At 53.9% G+C, this 22,050-nt stretch carries 19 protein-coding genes; 13 read left to right on the top strand and 6 right to left on the bottom strand.

All coding sequences use genetic code 11. The features are described 5' to 3' along the window. The first annotated feature begins 114 nt into the window (after positions 1 to 114). Positions 115 to 702, top strand: coding sequence for a TetR/AcrR family transcriptional regulator (locus BN3277_RS23880; RefSeq protein ID WP_059046970.1), 588 nt, complete (start codon positions 115 to 117; stop codon positions 700 to 702). Here BN3277_RS23880 and BN3277_RS23875 read toward each other — a convergent pair. The 4 genes from BN3277_RS23875 to BN3277_RS23860 all read right to left on the bottom strand — a co-directional run bounded on the left by BN3277_RS23875 (position 663) and on the right by BN3277_RS23860 (position 4,014). Next, positions 663 to 1,139 (bottom strand): hypothetical protein, encoded by a 477-nt coding sequence (locus BN3277_RS23875; protein ID WP_059046968.1) that lies wholly within the window; start codon positions 1,137 to 1,139, stop codon positions 663 to 665. The two genes, BN3277_RS23880 and BN3277_RS23875, sit on opposite strands and share 40 nt — an antisense overlap. 79 nt (positions 1,140 to 1,218) lie before the next feature. Then, positions 1,219 to 2,379, bottom strand: a complete 1,161-nt coding sequence (locus BN3277_RS23870) for an MFS transporter (protein ID WP_059047488.1) — start codon at positions 2,377 to 2,379, stop codon at positions 1,219 to 1,221. 143 nt (positions 2,380 to 2,522) lie between these two features. Next, positions 2,523 to 3,440, bottom strand: coding sequence for an aldo/keto reductase (locus BN3277_RS23865; protein WP_059046966.1), 918 nt, complete (start codon positions 3,438 to 3,440; stop codon positions 2,523 to 2,525). 229 nt (positions 3,441 to 3,669) lie between these two features. Continuing rightward, the gene (locus BN3277_RS23860; protein WP_157688756.1) at positions 3,670 to 4,014 is read right to left on the bottom strand and encodes an iron-sulfur cluster biosynthesis family protein; all 345 of its coding nucleotides are present in this window, start codon (positions 4,012 to 4,014) and stop codon (positions 3,670 to 3,672) included. A gap of 185 nt (positions 4,015 to 4,199) precedes the next feature. Between BN3277_RS23860 and BN3277_RS23855 the strand changes: the two genes are divergently transcribed. The 5 genes from BN3277_RS23855 (at position 4,200) to BN3277_RS23835 (ending at position 12,256) form a co-directional block, all read left to right on the top strand. Next, the gene (locus tag BN3277_RS23855; RefSeq protein WP_059046963.1) at positions 4,200 to 4,511 is read left to right on the top strand and encodes a DUF1806 family protein; all 312 of its coding nucleotides are present in this window, start codon (positions 4,200 to 4,202) and stop codon (positions 4,509 to 4,511) included. Further along, positions 4,508 to 5,218, top strand: coding sequence for a PIG-L family deacetylase (locus BN3277_RS23850; protein WP_059046961.1), 711 nt, complete (start codon positions 4,508 to 4,510; stop codon positions 5,216 to 5,218). The genes BN3277_RS23855 and BN3277_RS23850 overlap by 4 nt, the downstream gene beginning before the upstream one ends. Before the next feature lie 114 nt (positions 5,219 to 5,332). Further along, on the top strand, positions 5,333 to 6,391 hold the full coding sequence (locus tag BN3277_RS23845; RefSeq protein ID WP_059046960.1) for an NAD(P)/FAD-dependent oxidoreductase: 1,059 nt from the start codon (positions 5,333 to 5,335) through the stop codon (positions 6,389 to 6,391). 174 nt (positions 6,392 to 6,565) lie between these two features. Next, positions 6,566 to 11,815, top strand: coding sequence for a S8 family serine peptidase (locus tag BN3277_RS23840; RefSeq protein ID WP_059046958.1), 5,250 nt, complete (start codon positions 6,566 to 6,568; stop codon positions 11,813 to 11,815). Positions 11,816 to 11,908: 93 nt separating this feature from the next. Beyond that, entirely contained in the window at positions 11,909 to 12,256 is a 348-nt protein-coding gene (locus tag BN3277_RS23835) for a hypothetical protein (protein WP_059046956.1), read from the top strand. A gap of 16 nt (positions 12,257 to 12,272) precedes the next feature. Here BN3277_RS23835 and BN3277_RS23830 read toward each other — a convergent pair whose 3' ends face one another. Next, positions 12,273 to 13,157: a helix-turn-helix domain-containing protein gene (locus tag BN3277_RS23830; protein WP_059046955.1), complete on the bottom strand. Its 885-nt coding sequence runs from the start codon at positions 13,155 to 13,157 to the stop codon at positions 12,273 to 12,275. A gap of 135 nt (positions 13,158 to 13,292) precedes the next feature. On the opposite strand from BN3277_RS23830, the gene BN3277_RS23825 reads away from it, so the two are divergent. From BN3277_RS23825 to BN3277_RS23805, 5 genes are all read left to right on the top strand, one after another. Continuing rightward, a complete protein-coding gene (locus tag BN3277_RS23825) occupies positions 13,293 to 15,788 on the top strand; it encodes a beta-mannosidase (protein WP_059046953.1) in 2,496 nt (831 codons plus the stop codon). A gap of 157 nt (positions 15,789 to 15,945) precedes the next feature. Next, the gene (locus tag BN3277_RS23820) at positions 15,946 to 16,557 is read left to right on the top strand and encodes a TetR/AcrR family transcriptional regulator (RefSeq protein WP_198342966.1); all 612 of its coding nucleotides are present in this window, start codon (positions 15,946 to 15,948) and stop codon (positions 16,555 to 16,557) included. Between the two features lie 45 nt (positions 16,558 to 16,602). After that, the gene (locus BN3277_RS23815) at positions 16,603 to 16,854 is read left to right on the top strand and encodes a zinc ribbon domain-containing protein (RefSeq protein WP_059046950.1); all 252 of its coding nucleotides are present in this window, start codon (positions 16,603 to 16,605) and stop codon (positions 16,852 to 16,854) included. Positions 16,855 to 16,856: 2 nt separating this feature from the next. Beyond that, positions 16,857 to 17,138, top strand: coding sequence for a TfoX/Sxy family protein (locus BN3277_RS23810; protein ID WP_232436501.1), 282 nt, complete (start codon positions 16,857 to 16,859; stop codon positions 17,136 to 17,138). 102 nt (positions 17,139 to 17,240) lie between these two features. Beyond that, positions 17,241 to 18,527 (top strand): alpha-L-fucosidase, encoded by a 1,287-nt coding sequence (locus tag BN3277_RS23805; RefSeq protein WP_059046948.1) that lies wholly within the window; start codon positions 17,241 to 17,243, stop codon positions 18,525 to 18,527. A 192-nt stretch (positions 18,528 to 18,719) separates the two neighbouring features. Here the strand turns inward: BN3277_RS23805 and BN3277_RS23800 are convergent, their stop codons facing one another. Beyond that, complete coding sequence (locus BN3277_RS23800; RefSeq protein ID WP_059046946.1) at positions 18,720 to 19,370, bottom strand: YitT family protein; 651 nt, start codon at positions 19,368 to 19,370, stop codon at positions 18,720 to 18,722. Positions 19,371 to 19,577: 207 nt separating this feature from the next. On the opposite strand from BN3277_RS23800, the gene BN3277_RS23795 reads away from it, so the two are divergent. Both BN3277_RS23795 and BN3277_RS23790 read left to right on the top strand, forming a co-directional pair. Beyond that, a complete protein-coding gene (locus BN3277_RS23795; RefSeq protein ID WP_059046945.1) occupies positions 19,578 to 20,864 on the top strand; it encodes a sensor histidine kinase in 1,287 nt (428 codons plus the stop codon). Beyond that, the gene (locus BN3277_RS23790) at positions 20,864 to 22,042 is read left to right on the top strand and encodes a PstS family phosphate ABC transporter substrate-binding protein (RefSeq protein WP_059046943.1); all 1,179 of its coding nucleotides are present in this window, start codon (positions 20,864 to 20,866) and stop codon (positions 22,040 to 22,042) included. The genes BN3277_RS23795 and BN3277_RS23790 overlap by 1 nt, the downstream gene beginning before the upstream one ends. Positions 22,043 to 22,050: the final 8 nt, after the last annotated feature.

Raw genomic sequence — 22,050 nt, 5'->3', positions numbered from 1 at the left:
AACCGCCGCCGCAGCGAACTGAACTTGCCTCTCCCACAAAACATCCGTTACACTGATACCAGAATCAAACGATGAGCTGCGGTTAGGAGATAACCGGGTAATGAGGGGCAAACCATGGCATTAAAAAAAAGGGAACAGCAATCGCTGCAAACCAAGGAGAAAATTTTACGCAATTCCATTGAACTGATTACAACTTATGGATATGACGAGGTCACGGTCTCGCAGATTTGCCAGAAAAGCGAGGTGGCCAAAGGCTCGTTTTACACCCACTTTAGCTCCAAAAGCGACATCGCGATCGAGATCCTGAAGGACATCAACGTCCGCTTGTTCCACGGCCTGGAGATTGACGAGAAGCAACCGGCGGAGCCGCAGCTGCGGGAGTATACCCGACTGTATTTTCGTACGGTTATGGAATGCGGGCCGGCGATGTCGCGGGAAATCTTCAAAATCATCCATACGGTAAAGTTCTCCAGCGGGGACGTCTCCGACCTGCATAACAGCTTTATTGAGTGTTATATCCGGCTGGGGCAAACACAGGGGGCTTTCCGCCAAGATCTGAATCCGGAAAAAATCGGCCATTACTGGTCGGACGGCAATCTGGGTCTGGTCCGCTATTGGATCGCCGACAGCGAAAGCTACGACTTGATGCAGGAAGGCATGAACTACTTCGAATTTATGATGAACGCGATCCGTGTGCGATAAGCCAAAGCAAACAACCCGTTTCCCCGCAGTCTGCTGCGGAGGAACGGGTTGTTTCTTTTTAGGCCCGGGTTATTTATGGGCAGCGGCATGCTCCCCGGCGATACGTCCGGAGTACCGCACAGATCGCTGCCCTCTTTGGTCAGCTTATCCACGGTAGCTTGGTCAAGGACGGCAAAATATTCCCCGCCAACGGAGTAAGCGGCATTTCCCCACAGCACGTTGTCGTATACGACCCCTTCGTCGACGAACCGCGTACCTTCCTTGTTCACCCAGAACAGCGGCAGGTCTTTGACCGTAAAGGTTGGACGGCCGTTGTAGTTCTCGAAGATCCCTTTTGTCCCGGACAGGTCGCCCAAATGGATCTGGATAACGCGGTACGGCGGAGACGATCCGACCGGAACAAGCGGAGCACTGGGTATCGGTAATTTACGAAGCAAGCATCGTTGGCGGCGAACTGGAGGGACCTTATTCCCTCCAGTTCGCCGGATGGAGCGAGAGAAAAGCGGAATAAGGTCTTTACGTTCCGTTCCGTTCGGCCAGCGACAACCGCTGCTCGCGCCGCCGTCCGTGCACTTGGGCGTACACGGCGACGAGCTGCGTCAGTAAGCCGGCAACGCACACGCCGGTCCAGCCGAAATGCGCGTAGCTGAACGAGCCGATCCCGGAGCCAAGCGCCCCGCCGACAAAATACGAAACCATGTAGATCGTATTGATCCGGTTGCGGGCCTCGTCACTGATGGCGTGAATGCGGGCCTGGTTGGAGATCTGTGTCGATTGGACGCCGAGATCAAGCAGGATCACGCCGACAACCAGGCCCGCCAGGACGTAGCCGAAGCCAAGCAGGCAGACGTAGGCGAGGATCACCGCGACCATGCCGATGCCGATGGTGAAGCGCGGGCTGCGCTGGTCGGCCATCCGCCCGGCAACCGGAGCGGCCAGGGCCCCGACGACGCCGATCAAGCCGAACAGACCGGCCGCGTCAGGCCCAAGGCCGTAGCGTGGTTCGGCCAGCAGGAACGACAGCGTCGTCCAGAATACGCTGAAGGCGGCGAACATCATGCCGCCGTTCAGCGACGCTTCGCGAAGCAGCGGCAACTCCTTGATGAGCGAAGCCATCGAGCGGAACAGCTCCCCATACCCGGCCGTTGTCGTGGACGGGGATTTAGGCAGGCGGAACGCTAAGAACAAGGCCAGAAGGATCATCAGTCCAGAGGCGATAAAATAAACGGCCGGCCAACCGAAATATTCGCCAACGAGTCCGCTGAACGTTCGGGAGACAAGGATCCCGATCAACAGTCCGCTCATGACGGTGCCGATGATTCGACCGCGCTCCTTTGGATCGGCCAACTGCGCGGCGAGGGGCACGATCAGCTGAGGCACAACCGAAGTGAAGCCCACGGCGAAGGAGGCGATGCTCAGCATGATGCTGTTCCAAGCGAACGCCAGAAACAGCAAGGCGCCGGCAGAGCAGCCGAGCATGATCAGGATAAGCGATTTTTTCTCGCGAATGTCGGCCAGAGGCAGGATCATCAGCATCCCCAGGGCATAGCCGACTTGGGTCAAGGTGGCGGCAATCCCGACCTGGGCTTGTGTGACGTGAAACGCCGCGGCGATTTCCGCCAGCAGCGGCTGGATGTAATAAAGGTTCGCTACGGCGATCCCGGCGGTTACGGCCATGGTCAACACCAGGAAACGGCTGAGCTGAATCGGCGTACTATTGGTAGAAATACCAACGCCTCCTTTCAAGGTAATTTGGCAAAAAAACAACCTAAGTCCGTAAGAAACAGGGCTTAGGTTGTTTCGTTAAAGGACAACTCGCTTTACGGCAAAATGTTCCCCGCCGCGCGGTAAATTTCGTACCATTCCTCGCGGGTCAAGCGAATCTCGCCAGCTTTGATACAATCCTTCAAACGGTCGATGTTCATCGTCCCGATCACCGGCTGCATTTGCGCCGGGTGGCGCAGCAGCCACGCGATGGCGATGGTTGTGTTCGTGACGCCGTATTTCGCAGCGATTTCGTCGATTTTTTGGTTCAGCTCAGGGAACTTCTCGTTGCCGAGGAAAACACCTTCGAAGAACCCGTATTGGAACGGCGACCACGGTTGGATCGTGATGTCGTTTAACCGGCAGAAGTCTAACACGCTACCGTCGCGGTTAACGGCGGCTTCATTTTCCATATTCACGTTAATGCCGGCCGAAATCATCGTTGTGTTCGTGATGCTGAGTTGCAGCTGATTGGCAACGATCGGTTGTTTAACGTATTTTTGCAACAGTTGAATTTGCATCGGGTTCTGGTTGGAGACGCCGAAGTGGCGCACTTTCCCTGCCGTATGCAGTTGGTCAAACGCTTCAGCAACCTCTTCGGGTTCGACCAGAGCATCTGGACGATGCAGCAACAACACATCAAGATACTCGGTTTTCAGCCGTTTCAGAATGCCGTCCACGGACGACAAAATATGCTCTTTCGAGAAATCGAAGGAGCCTTGGCGGATGCCGCATTTTGATTGCAGGATGATTTTCTCCCGAATCTCCGGGTTCATGTGGATCGCATCGGCGAAGATCTCCTCGCAGGAGCCGCCTCCATATATATCCGCGTGGTCGAAGAAATTAGCCCCTTCTTCCAGCGCGGTTTGCACGAAACGTTCCGCTTCGGCTTTGTCCAGCGAATTGATACGCATGCAGCCGACAGCGATGACGGGGACTTCCAGCGTGCTTGTTCCAAGCTTAATCGTCTTCATTCGTCGGATCCTCCTTAAGGGTATAGGAATAGATGATGGGTTCACCCGGGCCGTTATGTATAGGACGAGCCCCTACGGTTGCGCAAAGGGCGCGGATGCCCCCATCATTGTGACATAGAAGGACGACGGTTTCAAGAGTACGGTGATGCGTGGGGGGAGAACAGCCAAAAAGGCCGCCGGGTCATGAATCCCGGCAGCCGAAAGCGGAAAGGAATAGGAATACCTGGCGTTAGCGAAGGGCTTCGCTAAGAGCGGCGACGCGTTTCTCCTTCAGTACGACGTTGTTGCTGTATAACATCGAATCGCTGCTCAAACGGTAAGTGGGGAACTGATCATGAGCAAGCAATCGCATGACGTCATCAAACAGAATTTCTTGTTGGCGATCCACTAAAAAGGTGAGGCCGCCCGATTCAAAGGTGATGTCAGTGGGGAGCGGCTCGCTGATCAAATGCAGCGAATAGACGCCGGCTGCGCTGCACCCTTCGGATTCGCCGACCAGCTTGAAGTACCCCGGCCGACCTCCCAGGCTTTGTTGCAGCTTTGCTTTCGTGAGGTCCGTCATTTCTATTCTCATCCCAACACACATCCTTTAGAAAGTTTTGTATTTTATAAAATTAAATTGTCTACAATTTATTTATAATCAATTTAAGGCATCCTGTCAAGCGGGGAAAAGTCACTTGTGCAACAAGACTCTGAGCGTATAATAGTTACTGTGATTTCGATAGCTCCAAATTCCAACGAAAAGGACTGCAAACCAACATGAATCTGATTGAGAAGAAGCGTGCGGAAGAAATGCTGAACGCTTTTGTTGGATCCGACGTGTATCTGCATAGCGAAGCTACTTCCTATTTGTTTGTTCGCAATTTCAAGGTGAACCTGACCGATGCGTTTATCGCCGGTGAAGGACCTTATCGCGTTGCTCTGCGGTTTGACGGCCATGGGTGGCTGCGAATCGAAGGGTTGACACATCTCGAGCTGGATGAGCAAGGACGTCTCCTCCTGGAGGGCTTTGACGACCGGGGACGGATGGACGTTGCGCTGCATTTAGGAAGGGGGCCGTTTCCGGAATGAATACCAACCATTCGACAAGCACAAAGGGACGTAAAATGCTGGCGGTATTTGCTCATCCGGACGATGAGTCGTTTATCTGCGGCGGCTCGTTGGCCAAATATGCGGCGGAAGGCGTGGAAATTACGGTGGTGAGCGCAACCCGCGGCGAAATGGGGCGGCGCATGGGCAATCCGCCATACTTAAACCGGGAGACGCTTGCGGCGGCCCGGGAAATCGAGCTGCGTCAGGCGTGTGCTCATTTGGGCGTACACGAACTGAAGTTTCTCGATATCCGCGACAAAACAGTCGAGTTCATCAACGAGGAGCAGCTGATCGGTCGAATCGAAGCATTGATGCAAGAACTCCAGCCCGAGGTGGTCATCACCTTCCACGAGACATTAGGCGGGCACCCGGACCATTGTGCGATTGGTAAAGTGACAACAGCAGCTTTCCGCCGGTATGGGCAAGGTTCGCTGTATTTTGTCTCCTTTGGCGACATGATGCTTCAGCCGGACAAGTACGGCTACACTCCAGGCGACATCGTTCGGGTAGAGGTGCAAGACCATCTGAAGGCCAAGTTGGCCGCTTTTCGCGCCCATCGCTGCCAATCCGAGCTGATGGAATGGGTTTGGCAACGGGATGACAAAGCGATGCGGAATTTCGGTCGTTACGAATACTTCATCCGCGGCAGCCAGTCGCAGTCGGGGAAGGATTCGCTTTTTAGGTAAAAAGGTACGATTTTAAATAATAATGATTTTCATTCTCAATTAGATATGATACGATAGTTCCATCCTAGTAAATATTTACTTTCTTCATGCGATCAAAAAGGAGAGGTAACAACGATGGAACAAACCGTATATGATGTCACGATCATTGGAGGAGGCCCAGCTGGGTTGTACTCCGCCTTCTACAGCGGCTTGCGCGAGATGAAGACGAAGCTGATCGAGTTTCAGCCTTTTCTTGGCGGCAAAGTGAATGTGTATCCGGAGAAAATGATTTGGGACATCGGCGGCCAGACGCCGGTCACCGGGGAGCAGCTAATCCAGCAAATGATCGAGCAGGGACTGACGTTCCGACCCGAAGTTGTCCTAGGGGAAAAGGTGACTTCGATATCCCGGGGCGAGGATCGCATTTTTACACTGCATACCTCATCGGGAGCTGAGCACTATTCCAAAACGATCATTCTTGCCATCGGAGGCGGGATCCTGAAGCCCACGAAGCTGGATATCGAGGGGGCGGAACGGTTCGAGGTGACCAATCTTCACTATACGGTGAAATCGCTGGGGCGGTACAAGGGCAAAACCGTGCTGATTTCCGGCGGTGGGAATACTGCGATCGATTGGGCAAACGAGCTGGCTCCGATTGCGAAGAAGGTCTATTTAACGTATCGGAAAGAAACGCTGAAAGGCCACGAGGCTGAGGTGACCAAGCTGATGAAGAGCAATGTGGCCTGCCTGTTGAACACATCGATCGTGAAGTTGACCGGCGCCAAAAGCGGGGATTCGATCCGCAGCGTATGGATTCAAAACCATGAGGATGGCTCGATCGTCGAGCTGGAAGTGGATGAGGTTGTGGTCAGTCACGGGTATGAACGGGATAAAGCGCTGCTGGAAAACAGCGAAGTCCGGATCGAAATGGCCAACGAGTACGGCATCAAGGGTACGGCCATGAGCGAGACCTCGGTGGAGGGGATTTTCGCTGCGGGGGATATCTTGTCTTATGAAGGCAAGCTTCATCTGATCGCGGGGGCTTTTCAAGATGCGGCCAATGCTGTCAACCGAGCCAAGCAATATATTAACCCGGAGGCGGAGGCCTACGGCATGGTCTCTTCGCATAATGATCTATTCATCGAAAAAAATCGGGAGCTGAAGAAGCAGCTGTTCGCGGCAATGGCGGAATAACCGAATCTACTACATATGGATGCGCTTACCTGAATTGGGTGGGCGTATTTTTTTATCCTTTTAATGCTTTCTCACCATGAAAATGGGAATATATCGAAACCTCACCCAATAGATATAAAGTTAGCAACTTGTATAGGCTCCTTGAAAACTATGAACGGTGAGGGAGATGAGAGTTTGAGCAAGAGAGTCGTCGCAGGATTTTTAAGCTTCATCTTGGCGTTTACGCTGCTACTGCCGATGGCGGGAGCGGAAGGCGGCGCTTTGACGGGAGCCGACGGAAAGAGGGATGGCGTTCCCCTGCTGAATCAGAACGCTTTGACGCAGGAGGTGCTGCGTGAGCAAGCCTCGAAGGTTCAACTGAAAGGGAGAGAGAAGCGGGAGGTTTCCGGGCAAGCGTTGCCCAAAGACAGCGGTTTGAAGCTGGAGCGCGGGGATGCTGAAGCGTCAGCGGTTCAACCACAGAACTTCGTACCGCTTACGGACGGCAGTGAACCTACAACGGTGATCGTCGAGCTGCAGGAAGCGCCTTTAAAGGTGTTTGAGGTTTCGCAGAGCAAAATGCGTACAAGCCAATCGCTGAGCTCCCATAGAAAAGCGATTGATCTGCAGCAGCAAACGTTTAAGGCGCAAGCCGTGGGGAAACTGAAGGCGAACATTAAACGCGAGTACGAAAATATTTTTAACGGGTATTCGCTAACGATTCCGGCAAACGAGGTGGAAAGCCTGTTAGAGCTTCCGGGCGTCAAGGCGGTTTATCCAAATGAAACCGTCTATGCCACGGAGGAGGAAGAGGCTCCTGCCGCACCGCTGGACAGCGTATCGTTTATCGGCAGCGGCGAGTTCTGGGAAGAGGGAACCGAAGGCCAAGGGATCAAAGTCGGGGTCATCGATACCGGCGCGGCGAAGGACCACCCTGATTTGGCGGGAGCGATTCCTGAGGGATACTGGGGTTATGATTTCGTCAACGAGGATTCTGAGCCTTATGAAACGACGAAGCAGGATTATTTGGATGCACTAGCCGAGGATCCGTCGCTGCCTGAGGTGGATGAAGACGGTCGAGCTTACTACACCTCGCATGGCAGCCATGTATCGGGTATTGTAGCCGGACGCGGCATAGGCAAAGACGAACTCGCCGGCGTCAAAGGGGTTGCACCTGAAGCAGAAGTTTACGCTTATAAGGTATTAGGGCCTTACGGCAGCGGTTCGACGGAGGATGTGATCGCCGGGATCGAGCGAGCTGTGGCGGACGGTATGGACGTCATTAACCTCTCGCTGGGCTCGAACACCAATAACCAGCGTTCTGCCGATTCGATTGCGGTCAACAATGCGATGAAGGCGGGGGTTGTGGCTGTCGTGTCCAGCGGCAACTCCGGACCTGGAGGAGCAACCGTCACCGATCCGGGCAGCTCGGAGCTGGCGATCACCGTCGGTGCCTCCAAGCCGCCGCTTATCACGCCGATCATGCAGATTGCGGCGATGGGCGACGAAGGCTTTTTTATGGAGACGTTTGATAAGTCCGCCGGGATTGAGAATTTGACCGAGTCTTACCCATTGGTGGATGTGGGACTAGGGAAGCTGGGGGATTATGCAGGGAAGGATTTGACCGGCAAAATTGCTTTTATCAAACGCGGCGAAATTTCCTTCGCGGAGAAAGCCCAGAACGCTCAAGCTTCAGGGGCGACAGCGGCCATTGTGTTCAACAATGCGCCAGAAGCATTGGAAAGCGGGACGTTGGGGGATGCGGAGGTGAACATCCCGATTTACGCGCTCTCTGGAGCTTATGGGAATCGAATTTGGGAAGCGCTCCAGGAGCAGGAGTTGTCCGCTGAATTTAGCTCGACATTGGAAGAAGATATTATGGCGGGCTTCAGCTCGCGGGGTCCGGCCAAACCGGGGTATGACATCAAACCGGACATTTCCGCACCGGGGATGAGCATTCGCTCCAGCGTGCCGGAGTACGAGGGCTGGTATGCGGCCCAAAACGGTACCAGCATGGCCGCGCCACACGTTGCAGGTGCAGCGGCATTGGTGGTGCAGAAATATCCAAGCCTCACGCCTTATGAAATTAAGTCCTTATTGATGAATAATACGGTGAAACTGAGCGATCGAAACGGTGACCGCTATACGCATATGGATCAGGGAGCTGGACGGATTGCATTGGATCAGGTACTAGAGGCCAACGCGGTAGCGATGGTGGAGGACTCGACGCCATATGTGGATGGGGAGGTCCCGGAAACCCATTATACGGGCAGCCTGTCGTTTGGATATGTAGGTAACGGCTTTTCCGCGGAACAACAGGTGATCGTGAAGGACATCGCAGGTGCGTCCTCCAACTACACCATTCGCTCGCAGTGGTATGGAGATACACCGATCGACCTGAATTTGTCTGCGGATGAGGCTGCGGTCGCAGCTGGCGGGGAAACGAGCTTCGATGTCGAAGTAGTCGTGCCGGAAGAAGCAGCCAATGCGCGGTACGAAGGCGAAGTGACCCTGACTGAAACGGCGACCGGGCATGTAATTAACCTGCCGCTGTCAGTCTATGTTGGCGATACGCCACAGGTGGATGTGGTGACGGACGTTGAGCTTTCGAACAACCCAATTTCGCCGAACGACGATGATCTGTTTGATACCACGGATATCGCGTTTACGGTGAACGAATATGCCGAGTATTTCTCGTTGGAAGTCCATGATCTAAACGGAAATTGGCTGGGCGTGATCCTTGAAGAAGATACAGGCGTTGATCCGGGCAGTTATACTGTGCGCGGATGGGACGGAACGATCTATGATGATCTACAGGAAATGGCGCTACCGGATGGCGGATACCTGCTGGTCCCTTATACCGGCACGTCCATGTTCGATTCCGTTCCATCCGAAGATTCAGCCTACGTGTTCTTTGTTGACACCTCAGCACCGATATCCAAGCTTAACGATCCGGCATTGAAAGTGAAGAGCTCCGGTCAGACGGGAGTTATCTCCGGCGAGGTCACAGAGGATTTGTTGATCAATTATCTCGTGAAGTTCGCCGGTCTGGATATGGATCTCGTGATTGGTGTCGAGGCATTGTATGAAAATGCAGAAGGCGAAGTCGAAACGAGCATAGGGACGATCGACAACGAAGGTAATTTCATAATCGACGTCCCGGTTGTTCCTGAAGGAGAAAACTATTACGAGGTTTACGTCTATGACTTAGCCGGCAATGGGTATTGGGATCCGGCTCATGTTGTAGAGTACAAACCGGAGCTTCTCGTGGAACCGGAAAGCTTGACGCTTCAAGTAGGTGAAAGCCAAGCCCTTTCCGTTACGTATATAGAGGCGGATGGAACAAAAACCGATGTAACCACAGCAGCAATTTATCGTGTAACCGATCCGGCGATCGTTGAAGTGAATGCCGGGACCGTGAAGGGCCTTGTGGTCGGAACGACGACGATTGAGGTCGAGCAGGGAGGCTTGAAGAAAACCGTTGCCGTCATGGTGACCGCTGAAGGCCACGAAGAGCAGGCGGAGCTTCGGGTGAGCCCGGAGACGCTGACGCTTCAAGCAGGCGATAGCCAAGCGCTCACTGTTACGTATAAAGCGGAGAACGGAGAGGAAAGCGACGTCACAAGCGAAGCGGGTTATACTGTGGCAGACTCCGCCATCGCGACAGTTGACCAAGGCCTCATAACCGGGGTCGCAGAAGGTACGACTACGGTTGAGGTTAAGTATGGAGAACTCTCCAAAACCGTAACCGTGACCGTAACAGCTGAGGGCGGTGAAGAAGAACCAGAACTGCGGGTAAATCCGGACAGCTTGGATCTTCAAGCAGGCGATAGCCAAGCGCTCAGCGTAACGTATAAAGCGACAAACGGTGAGGAGAGCGACGTCACAAGTGAAGCGGGGTATACCGTGGCAGACTCCGCCATCGCGACGGTTGACCAAGGCCTTGTAACCGGGGTCGCAGAAGGTACGACGACGGTTGAGGTTGAGTATGGAGAACTCTCCAAAACCGTAACCGTGACTGTTACCGCTGAAGGCGGCGAAGAACCGGAACCAGGGGAACCTTTGTTGACCGTCACGCCAGCTTCCTTGTCCCTGAAAGCCGGAACCAGCGCTCAGTTGGCGGTTACGTATAAGGATGAGGAAGGCAACGAAGCAACCGTGACGGATGCGGTTTACGAATCGAAGGATCCGCAGGTTGCTACCGTATCTAGTACGGGGTTGGTTACGGCCGTGAAAGCCGGATCAACCACGATCGATGTGACGGCCCAAGGCTTATCGAAGTCCGTTTACGTCACGGTCACCCCGGCAGACCCGCCTAGCAATGGCGGCGGAGGAGGCAATGGTGGCGGCAGCGGCGGAGGCGGCGGCGGATCAAGCAGCGGCGGTTCCACTTCTATGCCAACAACGACGCCAACTCCACCAGCTTCACCGGTTATCCCTAAGGATGCCGTAGCCATCAAGGCCGGCGAACCGACAGTGGTGAAGCTGCCAAATGGGTTTACGTTGACGATTCCAGAAGGTGCGATCACGTCTCCGGATGCCGCTTACGTCCAAGTCACGCCGGCATCGGAGGAAGATACGAAGAAGCTGCTGGAGGGATTGAAGCTGGCGGCGGGGATTCAAGCGTTTGGGATCTATTATGACATCAACATTTTGACGAAGGACGGGAAACCGCTGGACCCTATCACGCTCAGCAAGCCAGCCGAAGCAGCGATCCCGCTCACAGCATTGAACCCCGGGACCATGAACGGGGAAAAAATCAGCTTCTTCAAACTGGGAGACAAAGGCGAATTAAGCCAATTCTTCGGAAGATTGAAGGACGGGAAGGTAATTGCCAACTTATACGGCTTTAGCCGTTATATCTACCTGGCCAAGAACGTCACCTTTACCGATGTCACCCCAGTGAAGTTCGCGTGGGCGGTGGATGCCATTGAAATTCTGGCGTCGAAGGACATTCTTGCCGGCTCTGTCGACGGCAGCTTCCATCCCGAAACGCAGGTGACCCGCGCCGAGTTCGTATCCATGCTAGTACGGGCGCTGGAACTGAAGGCTGATCCAAAAGCAGCAAGCCAGACTTCTTTCCTTGACGTTCCTGCAGGAAGCTGGTACGAAGAGGCCGTGAAGATTGCGACATCCAAAGGGCTGATCAGCGGTTATGCCAACGGTACCTTTGCGCCGGACCAACCGATTACGCGCGGTGAAATCGCAGTGGTCTTGGCGAAGGCGCTGGAGGTCCTGGGCCAATCCGCAGGTGGAGGCGGAGCCAATCACAGCTTTGCCGACCAAGCTCGCATTCCGGCTTGGGCCGCTGAGGCGGTGGCCAAAGTCACGAGCCTTGGAGTCATGAACGGCAAAGCGGGGAACCGCTTCGAGGCCGAATCGCCAACGACTCGGGCTGAGGCAGCTGCCGTGGTTTACCGCATCTTCAAAGACTTTACCAAATAAGATTGGATCTTTCCGCCGTCGGCGCGCATGAGGCCGGCGGCGGTTTTCATATATATGAGGGAAGGTACGATCTCACCGAAGGAGTGTGGACAAATGGAGCAGAAAGTGCGTCGTTATCATGAACTCAAACAGCTGCAGAAAGAAACGGAACAGGAGCTTGCCGCTTTGCGTGGAGATATTTTGGAACATTTTCAGGAACAGGGCATTTCAGAGCTGGATGTGGGGGACTTTCGGGTGAGAACCATCCACCAGGAGCGGAAGGAATACGATGATCGCAAGCTTTACGAAGCGCTCCCCGATCCTGGCGTGTGGCGGCTGGTTTCCAAAGCGGACGCTCAGAAAATCGCCGGGCTTATCAAGCTGAACGTGATCCCCGAGGAAAAGCTGGCAGGAACGTTCTCCATTAAACCAGTCACATTGGTGCAGGTGGATAAGAAGTAGCGATGCATAGCTGGAATTATTCCGGCCGTTGCGTTGCCTCAGGACCCGCTGCCGCCACGGGATTAGCCTGGCGGTTTCGCCGCAAATCCAGCGGCGCCTGGTGGTACCATTTTTTGAATTGATGGTAAAAATGGCTGACGTTCTCGAACCCGCACTCCAGGGCGATTTCCACCACACGCAGCTCTGTCGTCAGCAGCAGGTTGCGGGCTGCGCTCAGCTTCAGCTGGTTTAAATATTCCGTTGGCGTCTGCTGCAGATATCGGCGGAAAGCCCGGTTCACGTGGCCGACGCTTCTTCCGGACAATTCGTACAGGGCGGGAAGCCCGCGGTGGAGATTTTCCTTCAGCTGCATTTTGCCGAGGGCATGCTCCAGCCATAACGGAATCTCCTCCTGCTTGACCGGATTTGGGTTGAAAAAGTAACGGGTGAGCAGGTCGATCAGCCCGCTTTTGAGGACGAGACGGGCCTTGGGTTTGTCGATGGAGGACAACAATTTGATACGTTCGAATAAGGCGACGAATTCACCCACTTCGGTTGGAGACAGCAGGACCACCAGGGGCAGATGCGATTGCAGCAGCTGCTCGGCGATCTCCTCCTCCCCCAAAAAAGCCAGCGCTTCGTCCATCAATCTATGCCGGAAGGGGACATTGTAAAACCGGCAGTCCTCCTCCCCGTTCCGCTCGTATCGATGGATATCCTCCGGCCTGATGAAGACCAGGCAACCCGTCTGGAGCAATTGGGCTTCTCCATTCACAACGTGTCGGCAGCTCCCGGCCTCAATCACGAAAAACTCGTAGAAGTCATGCGTATGCTCCGGCGAAACCTGGGACAAGGACTCCACCCGAAACGGGTTGACCGGGACCTCCGGATCAATGTAGTTTTCCTCGGTATATTTCAGCATAGATGACCCCTCTCCCCAACAAGATGATGTTAAAATAGCACATGATTTAGGTGAAGACAATACAAGAAACTATCCCGCCTCTTTAGTACAATCAAACCATAGTTAGGATAAAAAAGTACATGAGGAGGCAAAACGATGCGGCTTGTCGACTTGGGTGGAGCTTGGCGGATGAAACGGTTGGACCAGACCGAATGGCTCCCGGGAACCGTGCCGGGTTCGGTATATTACGATTTGCTGAATGCGGGACAGATGCCGGACCCTTATTATCGCGATCAGGAGTACGAAGTACTGGAGCTGTCCAAATACGATTATGAATATGAACGGATTTTCCAGGTGGACGAGTCCACACTGGCCCATGACCAAGTGGTGCTGCTTTGCGAGGGGCTGGATACCCTGGCTGAGGTGTACTTGAATGGGACGCTTATTCTGAACGCAGACAATATGCACCGGACGTACGAAGTAGATATCAAATCGCTGCTGAAACTCGGGGAGAATCACATTCATGTGATTTTGCGTTCGCCGGTGGAATATGTGCTTCGCAAGCAGGCAGAACGGCCGCTGATCGGCTGTGCCGACGCCGTGCCGGGGATATCGCATCTGCGTAAGGCGCATTCGATGTTTGGCTGGGACTGGGGGCCGCAGCTGCCGGACCTTGGGATCTGGAGGGACATGACGATCCGTGGGTATGATCGTTCCCGGATCGAGGATGTGTACATCACGCAAACTCACGAGCCTGACAAGGTTAACTTGGACGTCCGCGTGCGGACAGACAGCTGGGCGGAAGGGAACCGGGAGATCGCGGTCCGTGTGACTCGTCCATCGGGCGAAGGACTGGTAACCCAAGTTTCTGAGCAAATCGAGCCTACAACCACTGGGTCAGTTGGCGCTCTTCAGGAGCTGCATATTCCGGTGGAGATTCCGAGGCCAGAGCTGTGGTGGCCCAATGGGCTCGGCGAGCAGCCGCTATACGAAGTAGAGATTGTGCTTAGCGAGCAAGGCCGGGAGCTGGACCGGCATGACCTGCGCATCGGCCTGCGCACCCTGACAGTGCTACAGGAAGAAGACGAGTGGGGCGAATCGTTCCAGCTTGTTGTGAACGGGATTCCGTTCTTTTCCATGGGGGCGGATTATATCCCCGAGGACAACCTCTTTCCGCGACGCAGCCGAGAGCGCACGGAACATCTGATCCGCAGCTGTGCCGAAGCCAACTTTAATACGATTCGTGTTTGGGGCGGGGGGCATTATCCGGAGGATTATTTTTATGATTTATGTGATGAATACGGGATCGTGGTGTGGCAAGACCACATGTACGCGTGTGGCGTCTATGAGTTGACCGAGGATTTCAAAACGAACATCACGCAGGAAACGATCGACAACATGAAGCGGCTGCGCCATCACGCTTCGTTGGGGCTGTGGTGCGGGAACAACGAGCAGGAGCTGGCTTGGGATGAGTGGAATTGGGCGGAGCAAACCTCGCTGCAGCTGCAAGCAGACTACATCAAGATGTATGAGGTGCTATTGCCGGAGATCGCGAAGGAAATCGATCCGAATACGTTCTACTGGCGGGCTTCGCCGTCCTCGAAGGGGAGCTTCGACAAGCCAAATGACGAGAATTACGGGGATATGCATTACTGGGATGTGTGGCACGGTAAAAAGCCTTTCACCGCCTACCGCACCCTCTACCCGCGTTATATGTCGGAGTTTGGATTGCAGTCGTTCCCGTCGCTGAAGACGGTGGAGACGTTTACGCTGCCGGAGGACCGGAACATTTTCTCGTATGTGATGGAATCTCACCAGAAAAACGGGACAGGGAACGAAAAAATCCTCTACTACATCGGGGAAACGTACCGTTATCCCAAGGACTTCTCGTCCCTGCTGTATGCCTCTCAGTTGATTCAAGCCGAGGGGATGCGATGCGGAGTGGAGCATTGGCGTCGCAACCGCGGTCGCTGCATGGGGGCCTTGTACTGGCAGCTCAACGACATCTGGCCGGTAGCCTCCTGGTCGAGCATCGATTATTACGGCAGATGGAAGGCGCTGCAATATGAGGCCAAACGTTTTTTTGCGCCCGTATTGGCCTCGGCCTGCGAGGAAGGCACACAGGTCGCCTTGCACGTATCCAACGAGAGCAAGCGGACCGTGAAGGGCAAGCTGGTCTGGTCGCTGCGGAACGCTCGCTCCGAAGTGCTTCGTCAGGGAGAACAGGCGGGGGAAGTTGCTCCGTTTACCAGCGTGGAATTGGAGCAGCTGGATTTTGCCGAAGAGCTGGGCACCAAGGCAAAGCTGCGGAAGACCTATCTCGAATATGCGTGGGTGGAAGACGGGGAGATCGTCAGCGGCGGCACGGTCCTGTTCGTCAAAGCGAAGCATTTCGGATTCGCCAATCCCAACATCCAAGCTGTGATCACAGAGGCGGAAGACCGCTTTACGATCACGCTGACCTCGGAAGCGTATGCTCGGTTTGTGGAACTGGATTTTACGGGGCTGGACGCCATCTTTAGCGACAACTATTTCGATTTGTCCGGCGGGGCGAGGAAAACGGTCACCATCGCCAAATCCGCCCTGAGCCGACCGACGGCATTAGCGGAGCTGCAAGAGCAGTTTACGGTGCGCAGCGTGTTTGATATCTAAATTGCAGAAGATAAATGGGGTGTTCCTTTGGGGGAACACTCTTTTTCGTTATGGGAATTAAAATCCAAAACTTGACAATTCCATTCCTTTGGTTTATATTGAGTACATACTCAATGAGTTTAAACTCAATAAAATGCGAACGGAGAGGGGAATAGCCTTGAAAATCAAGGGCAGCGGAGAGAAGGTTAAATCGCAGCGCCAGCAGCAAAAGGAACGGACCCGTCAGCGGTTAATCGATACGGCGTTGTCGCTGTATGCTCGGGAAGGTCTGTTAGCCACCCGAACCGCGGATGTCGCCCGAGAGGCGGGGGTATCACATGGTACGATTTTTGCCCACTTCGCTACGCAGGAGGCGCTTTTGAATGCGGTGATCGAAACCTTTGGCACAACAACGGCCGGCCGACTGCATGAGCTGGCCTCCCAGGGCAGCAGCTTGCGCGAGGTCCTGCAAGCCCATTTGGCGGGGCTGCGGGAAGGGGAGTCTTTCTATTCTAGGCTTGTTCGGGAAAGCCGGATGCTGCCAAATGAATCGCGGCAAATGTTAGTGGCAATCCAATCGGTGGTCTCCCATCACCTTTGCGCGGCCGCCGAACGGGAGATGAAGGAGGGGATGATCCGACCTCAACCGCTTCATTTACTGTTCAACACGTGGATCGGTTTACTCCATTATTATTTGGCAAACGATGATCTGTTTGCACCGGAGGGCTCCGTGTTGGAGCGTTACGGGGAGGAATTGCTGGAGCATTATCTAAGTTTGCTTGCGCCTTAGGGGTAAGGGGGAAATCCACACCAACTTAAAAGGAGTGTTCAAGTTATGAAAAAATGTATTGCCTGCGGCATGCCGATGCGGGAGCCGTCTGAGTTCGCTTTAGGCGACACGAGTAAAGATTACTGCGTGCATTGTGCACGGCCGGACGGGACCATGCAGTCGCTGGAGGAGAAGCTGAAATCCATGACGGCGTTTATCGTTCGTACCCAAGGCCTGGACGGACAGGCAGCCGAGTCCGCCGCCCGAAGCCAGATGGCGCGGCTGCCGGCTTGGCAAGGGCAACTGCGGGAAGGGTAGGGATGGGAATGAGCGCCTTGGAACGGCAACTTCAACTTCAGGACCTCCCGAATATCAGCACGGTCATTGCTCGCAAATTGCGGCAAGCTGGGGTGAATACGCCAGAACAACTGTTTGCGATGGGCAGCAAAGAAGCGTTCCAGAGAATTAAGCTGCTGGACCCTACGGCCTGCCTGAACATGCTTTATGCGATCGAGGGAGCCGTACAGGGCATCCGCTGGCATTATTTGGACGTCGAGGTTAAAAGCGGGTTGAAGGCATTTTTTACAGCGTTAAATCAGTGAGCCATTTCCAAAACGACATATCCGTCATAAAAACAACATATTTACCCCTCAAGCTGCGATCGCCTATCGTTAGGAGGAACAAGTAAAAGGAGGGGGATGGCGATGCTGTCATGGTTTGAAGACGCCAAGCTGGGGATTTTTATCCATTACGGGATTTACGCGGTTGACGGCGTTTCTGAATCTTGGTCTTTTCATAACGGTGTGATTTCGTATGAAGACTACATGAAACAGTTGGACGGGTTTACGGCTTCCCGGTTGAATGCTGACCACTGGGCTGAATTGATCGAGAGGTCAGGGGCCAAGTATGCGGTGTTGACGACAAAACACCATGACGGTGTAGCTCTTTTTGATACAAAGTACAGCGATTTGAGCGTGGTGAAGCGAACGCCGGCCCAACGCGACATCGTTAAGGCATATGCCGAAGCGATCTCGAAGCAGGGAATTCGGCTTGGCTTGTACTATTCGCTGATCGACTGGTCGCATCCGGACTATCCTAGCGTGTTTCCTGGCGGGATCGTGCCGGACGACTTAAGCCGGGTTAACCGCTTCTCGGAACCGTCGGACGGCGTACAAGACGAGGAGAGATGGCAGCGCTTCCTGCAATTTAACCGCCATCAACTGAGCGAAATTCTAACGAGGTATGGTACCGTTGATTTGCTTTGGTTCGACGGGGATTGGGAACGCAGTGCCGAGCAATGGGGATTGCCGGAGTTTAAGGCGTATCTGCGGTCCTTTCATCCGGAGATCATCATCAATTCGCGTCTAGCCGGCCACGGGGATTACAAAACGCCGGAGCAAGGGCTGCCAATCACGAGACCCGAAGGGCCTTGGGAGTTTTGCACAACGATCAATACGTCTTGGGGCTACCAACCGAAGGATCAAAAATATAAATCGTTAAAACAAATCATCCGAATGTTCTGCGATTGTATTTCCATGGGCGGCAACATGCTGCTTAATATCGGTCCCCGGGAGGACGGGACGATTGATCCGAGACAAGCTGATATCCTGCTGGGGTTGGGCAATTGGATTCGTAAGCACGAAGAAGCGGTGTATGGAACTGTCGAAGGGCTCATGACCCGTTATTGGTTAGGCGGAAGCACGCTCAGCAAAGATCGGAAAACGTTGTACTTGTTCGTCTACGATGATCCCAAGGAATGCGTCTGCCTTAAGGGGTTATGTAATCCGATTCAAAAAATAACCATCCTCCATTCGGGAAAAGAATTGAAGTATGACATTCACGGCGGAGTGCCCTGGTTTAACATCCCGGGTACGACCTGGATTGATATGACACCGGAAGATTGCCACGAGCACGTTACCGTTTTGAAGTTGGAGTTTGCCGAGCCGATTGAAATGTACGGCGGCTCCGGCGCTGTTGTTACTCATAATTAGCTTTGTTAAAAAAAACAGCCGGGAGGCTGTTTTTTTGTTCCGGCTGCTTTGCATGATTATCCCATTGGATCAGGTTAAGCAGTCGAGTCCCCTGACCGAAGGGGATAATCATGCAAAGGGGGGCAAGAGGGGCTGTAGGGCGCCCTCCTTTGTCGCCCGGCTCAACCAAACGGTTGGGCCGGGCGTTTTTCGTTATTTTTTTCGCCAAGCCAAAAAATATAAAGGGCGTTTCCCGATAACAGAAGGAGTATGCAGCCATTTGACGATTCGGGTGGACAGCCATTGGCAGAGAAGGGCCTGGATGATGATTTTCCAATCGATGACGAGCGCCGTTAGCAGGAAAATTCCGCCGTTCATCCAGAATAGCGACGAGCCGGGGTTGATCCGCTTTCGTTTAGCAATGGCTAGCGCGACGAAGCCAATCCCTCCGTTGGTGACCCGTTCCCGGAACAGAATGGAAATACCGAGGCCTAGAAACAGGGACCCGGCAAGCAGGTTGACCCAAACGTTGGTAAAGGGGGAATGGAAGTACACTTCGAAATAATTAACGGATACGGCGGTTATCGTGATGACCATGATGGTCCCGATCGCGCTGATTCGTCCCAAGTAATGGACGGCAAACAGGAGAAAAGAGATGTTGGTTAGCCATAAACCAAGGCTCATCGGCAACCCAAACCAGTAATTCAGCAGCACGGCGATGCCTGCGCCGCCGCCGGAGGGAATCGAATGGGGGAACAGGAATACGCCCATAGCGAAGCCCTGGATTAGGGAGCCGGCGAAGATATGAGAGTTCTTTTGCCATAAACGGCGCAGAAAATAAGCCCGGACGGGGGAATGCTTCATCGACACAAAAATCATCCTTCAGGAAGATGGAGTGGCAGGCTAGTCCTGCTTCTACAGCTTATGCGCCTGAAGAGACGGGCATGCCAAGGGACCCTGGATCCACCCATGTTTTGTTGCTGGAGAAAAAGGGTTTACGGGGAGAGGCATGGAATAAAAAGGTATACATAATAGGGTGAAACCCAATCAGCCGATGAAGGGTGAGCACGCATGACAATTCTAAAAGATATTATTCTTCAGCTGTTCTTTGCCCATATGCCGTTCGTCATGTTTAGTGTGTATTATCGTGATCAATCCCGGAACTACACCCAGAAGTTCATTGCGTTTTCCAGTATGATTTGTTTGTTTTTATCGATGACTTTTGGGGCCAGCGTAGTTAGCGGGTACTTTTACGATATACGGTACACCATTATGTTTTTCGGCTTGATCTTCGGGGGGATACAGACGGGATTCGCATTATTGGCGGAGTTTCTCTTGTACCGTTTATATATTGGAGGCGACGGCACGTTGGCCGCGATGCTGATCATGCTGGTGACGTTCCCGGGATCTTATCTGTTATACCGTCTGTATCGGAAGTGCGAGCAAAAATCGCTGATTTTATTGATCGCGGGCGTGTTCTTTTCCGTAACGCCGCTTCTGTTCGTTTACTTGGAGAATCCGGAATCCGTCATTCGTCATTTGAGCTTTCATTTGTTTGTCATCCCGATGCAGAATTTGGTTGGCTGCTGGCTGCTGATTACCTTATTTCGAAAAGCGGCCACCGATAAGGAACTATTCATCAGCTATGGGCAAAATGAGCGAGTTCGGGCCATCAGCCACGTGGCGGCTTCGTTGGTTCATGAGGTGCGGAATCCGTTGACTGCGGTAAAAGGATTCCTTACGCTGATTCGCGATGGTGCGGCGGATCGGGGACGGATTGAACGTTATATTGAAATTTGTATGAGCGAAATCGCCCGCACGGAATACATCCTATCCGAGTATTTGGCTATTTCCAAGCCGATCGGCGATAAACAGGAGCCTACCGACCTAGAGGAGCTGCTGCGGATCACGAAGGATGTGATGAGCCCGTATGCCAATATGCATAACGTGCTGCTCGAAATCGGACATCCGCCGGAACCGGTATGGATTTTGGCCAATCCCGATAAAATGAAGCAAGTGCTGGTGAATTTTATCAAAAACGCGGTTGAAGCATGCGCCGAAGTGCCGCATTCCCGGGGCAAGGTCACCTTGCGCCTGCAGGTAGAAGCGCGTAAGGTCACGTTAACGATTCAGGATAACGGCGTCGGCATGACGGAGGAGCAGGCCAAGCGGCTGGGTTCGATTTATTTTTCCACTAAATCGACGGGAACGGGGCTGGGCATGACCTTCTCTTACCAGGCGATCCTTTCGTTTGGCGGCACCATTAACGTGCAAAGCGAACCCGGCGGCGGGACGAGATTTACGATTAGCTTGCCGATTTATGCCCGAAATGAAGAAGCAAAGGAGAGGGATGAATAATGAGCAAATCCGGCGGAGAGATTGCGGTAAAAATTGTGCTCTGCGTCCTGTTGTCCGGCGTGATATTATTTCTCGGACTATTCGCCGGTTTGATCGTTTCTTTTTCCGGGGGAGCTTTGTTTTATGCGCCTCTTGTGCTGGTCGCAGCGGCTGTGTTGGTCGTGTTCCTGGCCTTCTTTATGTTCTTGCCGGAGCGGCACCGACGCAAGTTGTTCATCTCGCTGCTGAGCATCGTGGTCTTGGGAGGCTTGACGACAGCGGTGTACGAGCTACGCGAGGCGTACCATAACCGCATTCCGGTCGTCAGCGACCAGGAGGTGAATATGGAGCCGTACCGGCCGTTCGCGGATACGGGGAAGTTGGCCGTGCTGCCAGAACCGTCCAAATTGACGATAACGAAGGATTTGCCGCGGCTTGATGGGGCAACGGCTCTTTATCCGTTGTATGCCGCGTTTGCGCAGGCGGTATATCCGCGCCAGGATTATGATCTTTACGAGAGCGAAGTTATGGTGAATACGACGCCGGTGGCCTATAAGAATCTGATCGAAGGCCGGGCGGATCTCATCTTCGCCGCCGCGCCGTCGGAGGGGCAAAAGGCCGCCGCCCGCAAGCAAGGCAAGGAATTAAAGTTCACCCCGATCGGCCGTGAGGCGTTTGTCTTTTTCGTAAATGCGTCGAATCCGGTGACCGGGTTAACAACCGAGCAGATCCGCGGGATCTACTCGGGGGAACTCACTCGTTGGAGCGACTTTGGGGGGAACGATGCGCGAATCCGCGCGTTCCAGCGGCCGGAGGACAGCGGCAGCCAAACGATGCTGGAACGGGTGATGGACGGACGGGAGCTGGCCAAACCGCCCGAGGAGAATGTGGCCTCCGGGATGGGCGGCATCATTTCGCGGACCGCGGATTACCGCAATTACAAAAACGCGCTGGGTTATTCGTTCCTGTTTTATGCCACCGAAATGGTGAAAAACGGGAACATTCGCCTGTTGGACATCGACGGCGTGAAGCCGGAACGAGCGACGATTGCCAACGGTGAATATCCGTTTGCGGCGGAGTTTTACGCGGTAACGGCGGGCAGCGACAATCCGAACGTGGAGAAGCTGATCGAGTGGATTCGTTCCCCGCAGGGCCAGTATTTAGTGGAGCAAACGGGCTATACGCCGCTCGCCCCCTAGAACGTATT

Source organism: Paenibacillus rubinfantis (assembly GCF_001486505.1).
Classification (GTDB): domain Bacteria; phylum Bacillota; class Bacilli; order Paenibacillales; family Paenibacillaceae; genus Fontibacillus; species Fontibacillus rubinfantis.
The sequence above is the reverse complement of the archived record's forward strand: the minus strand, read 5'-3'. Positions and strand labels throughout refer to the sequence as shown.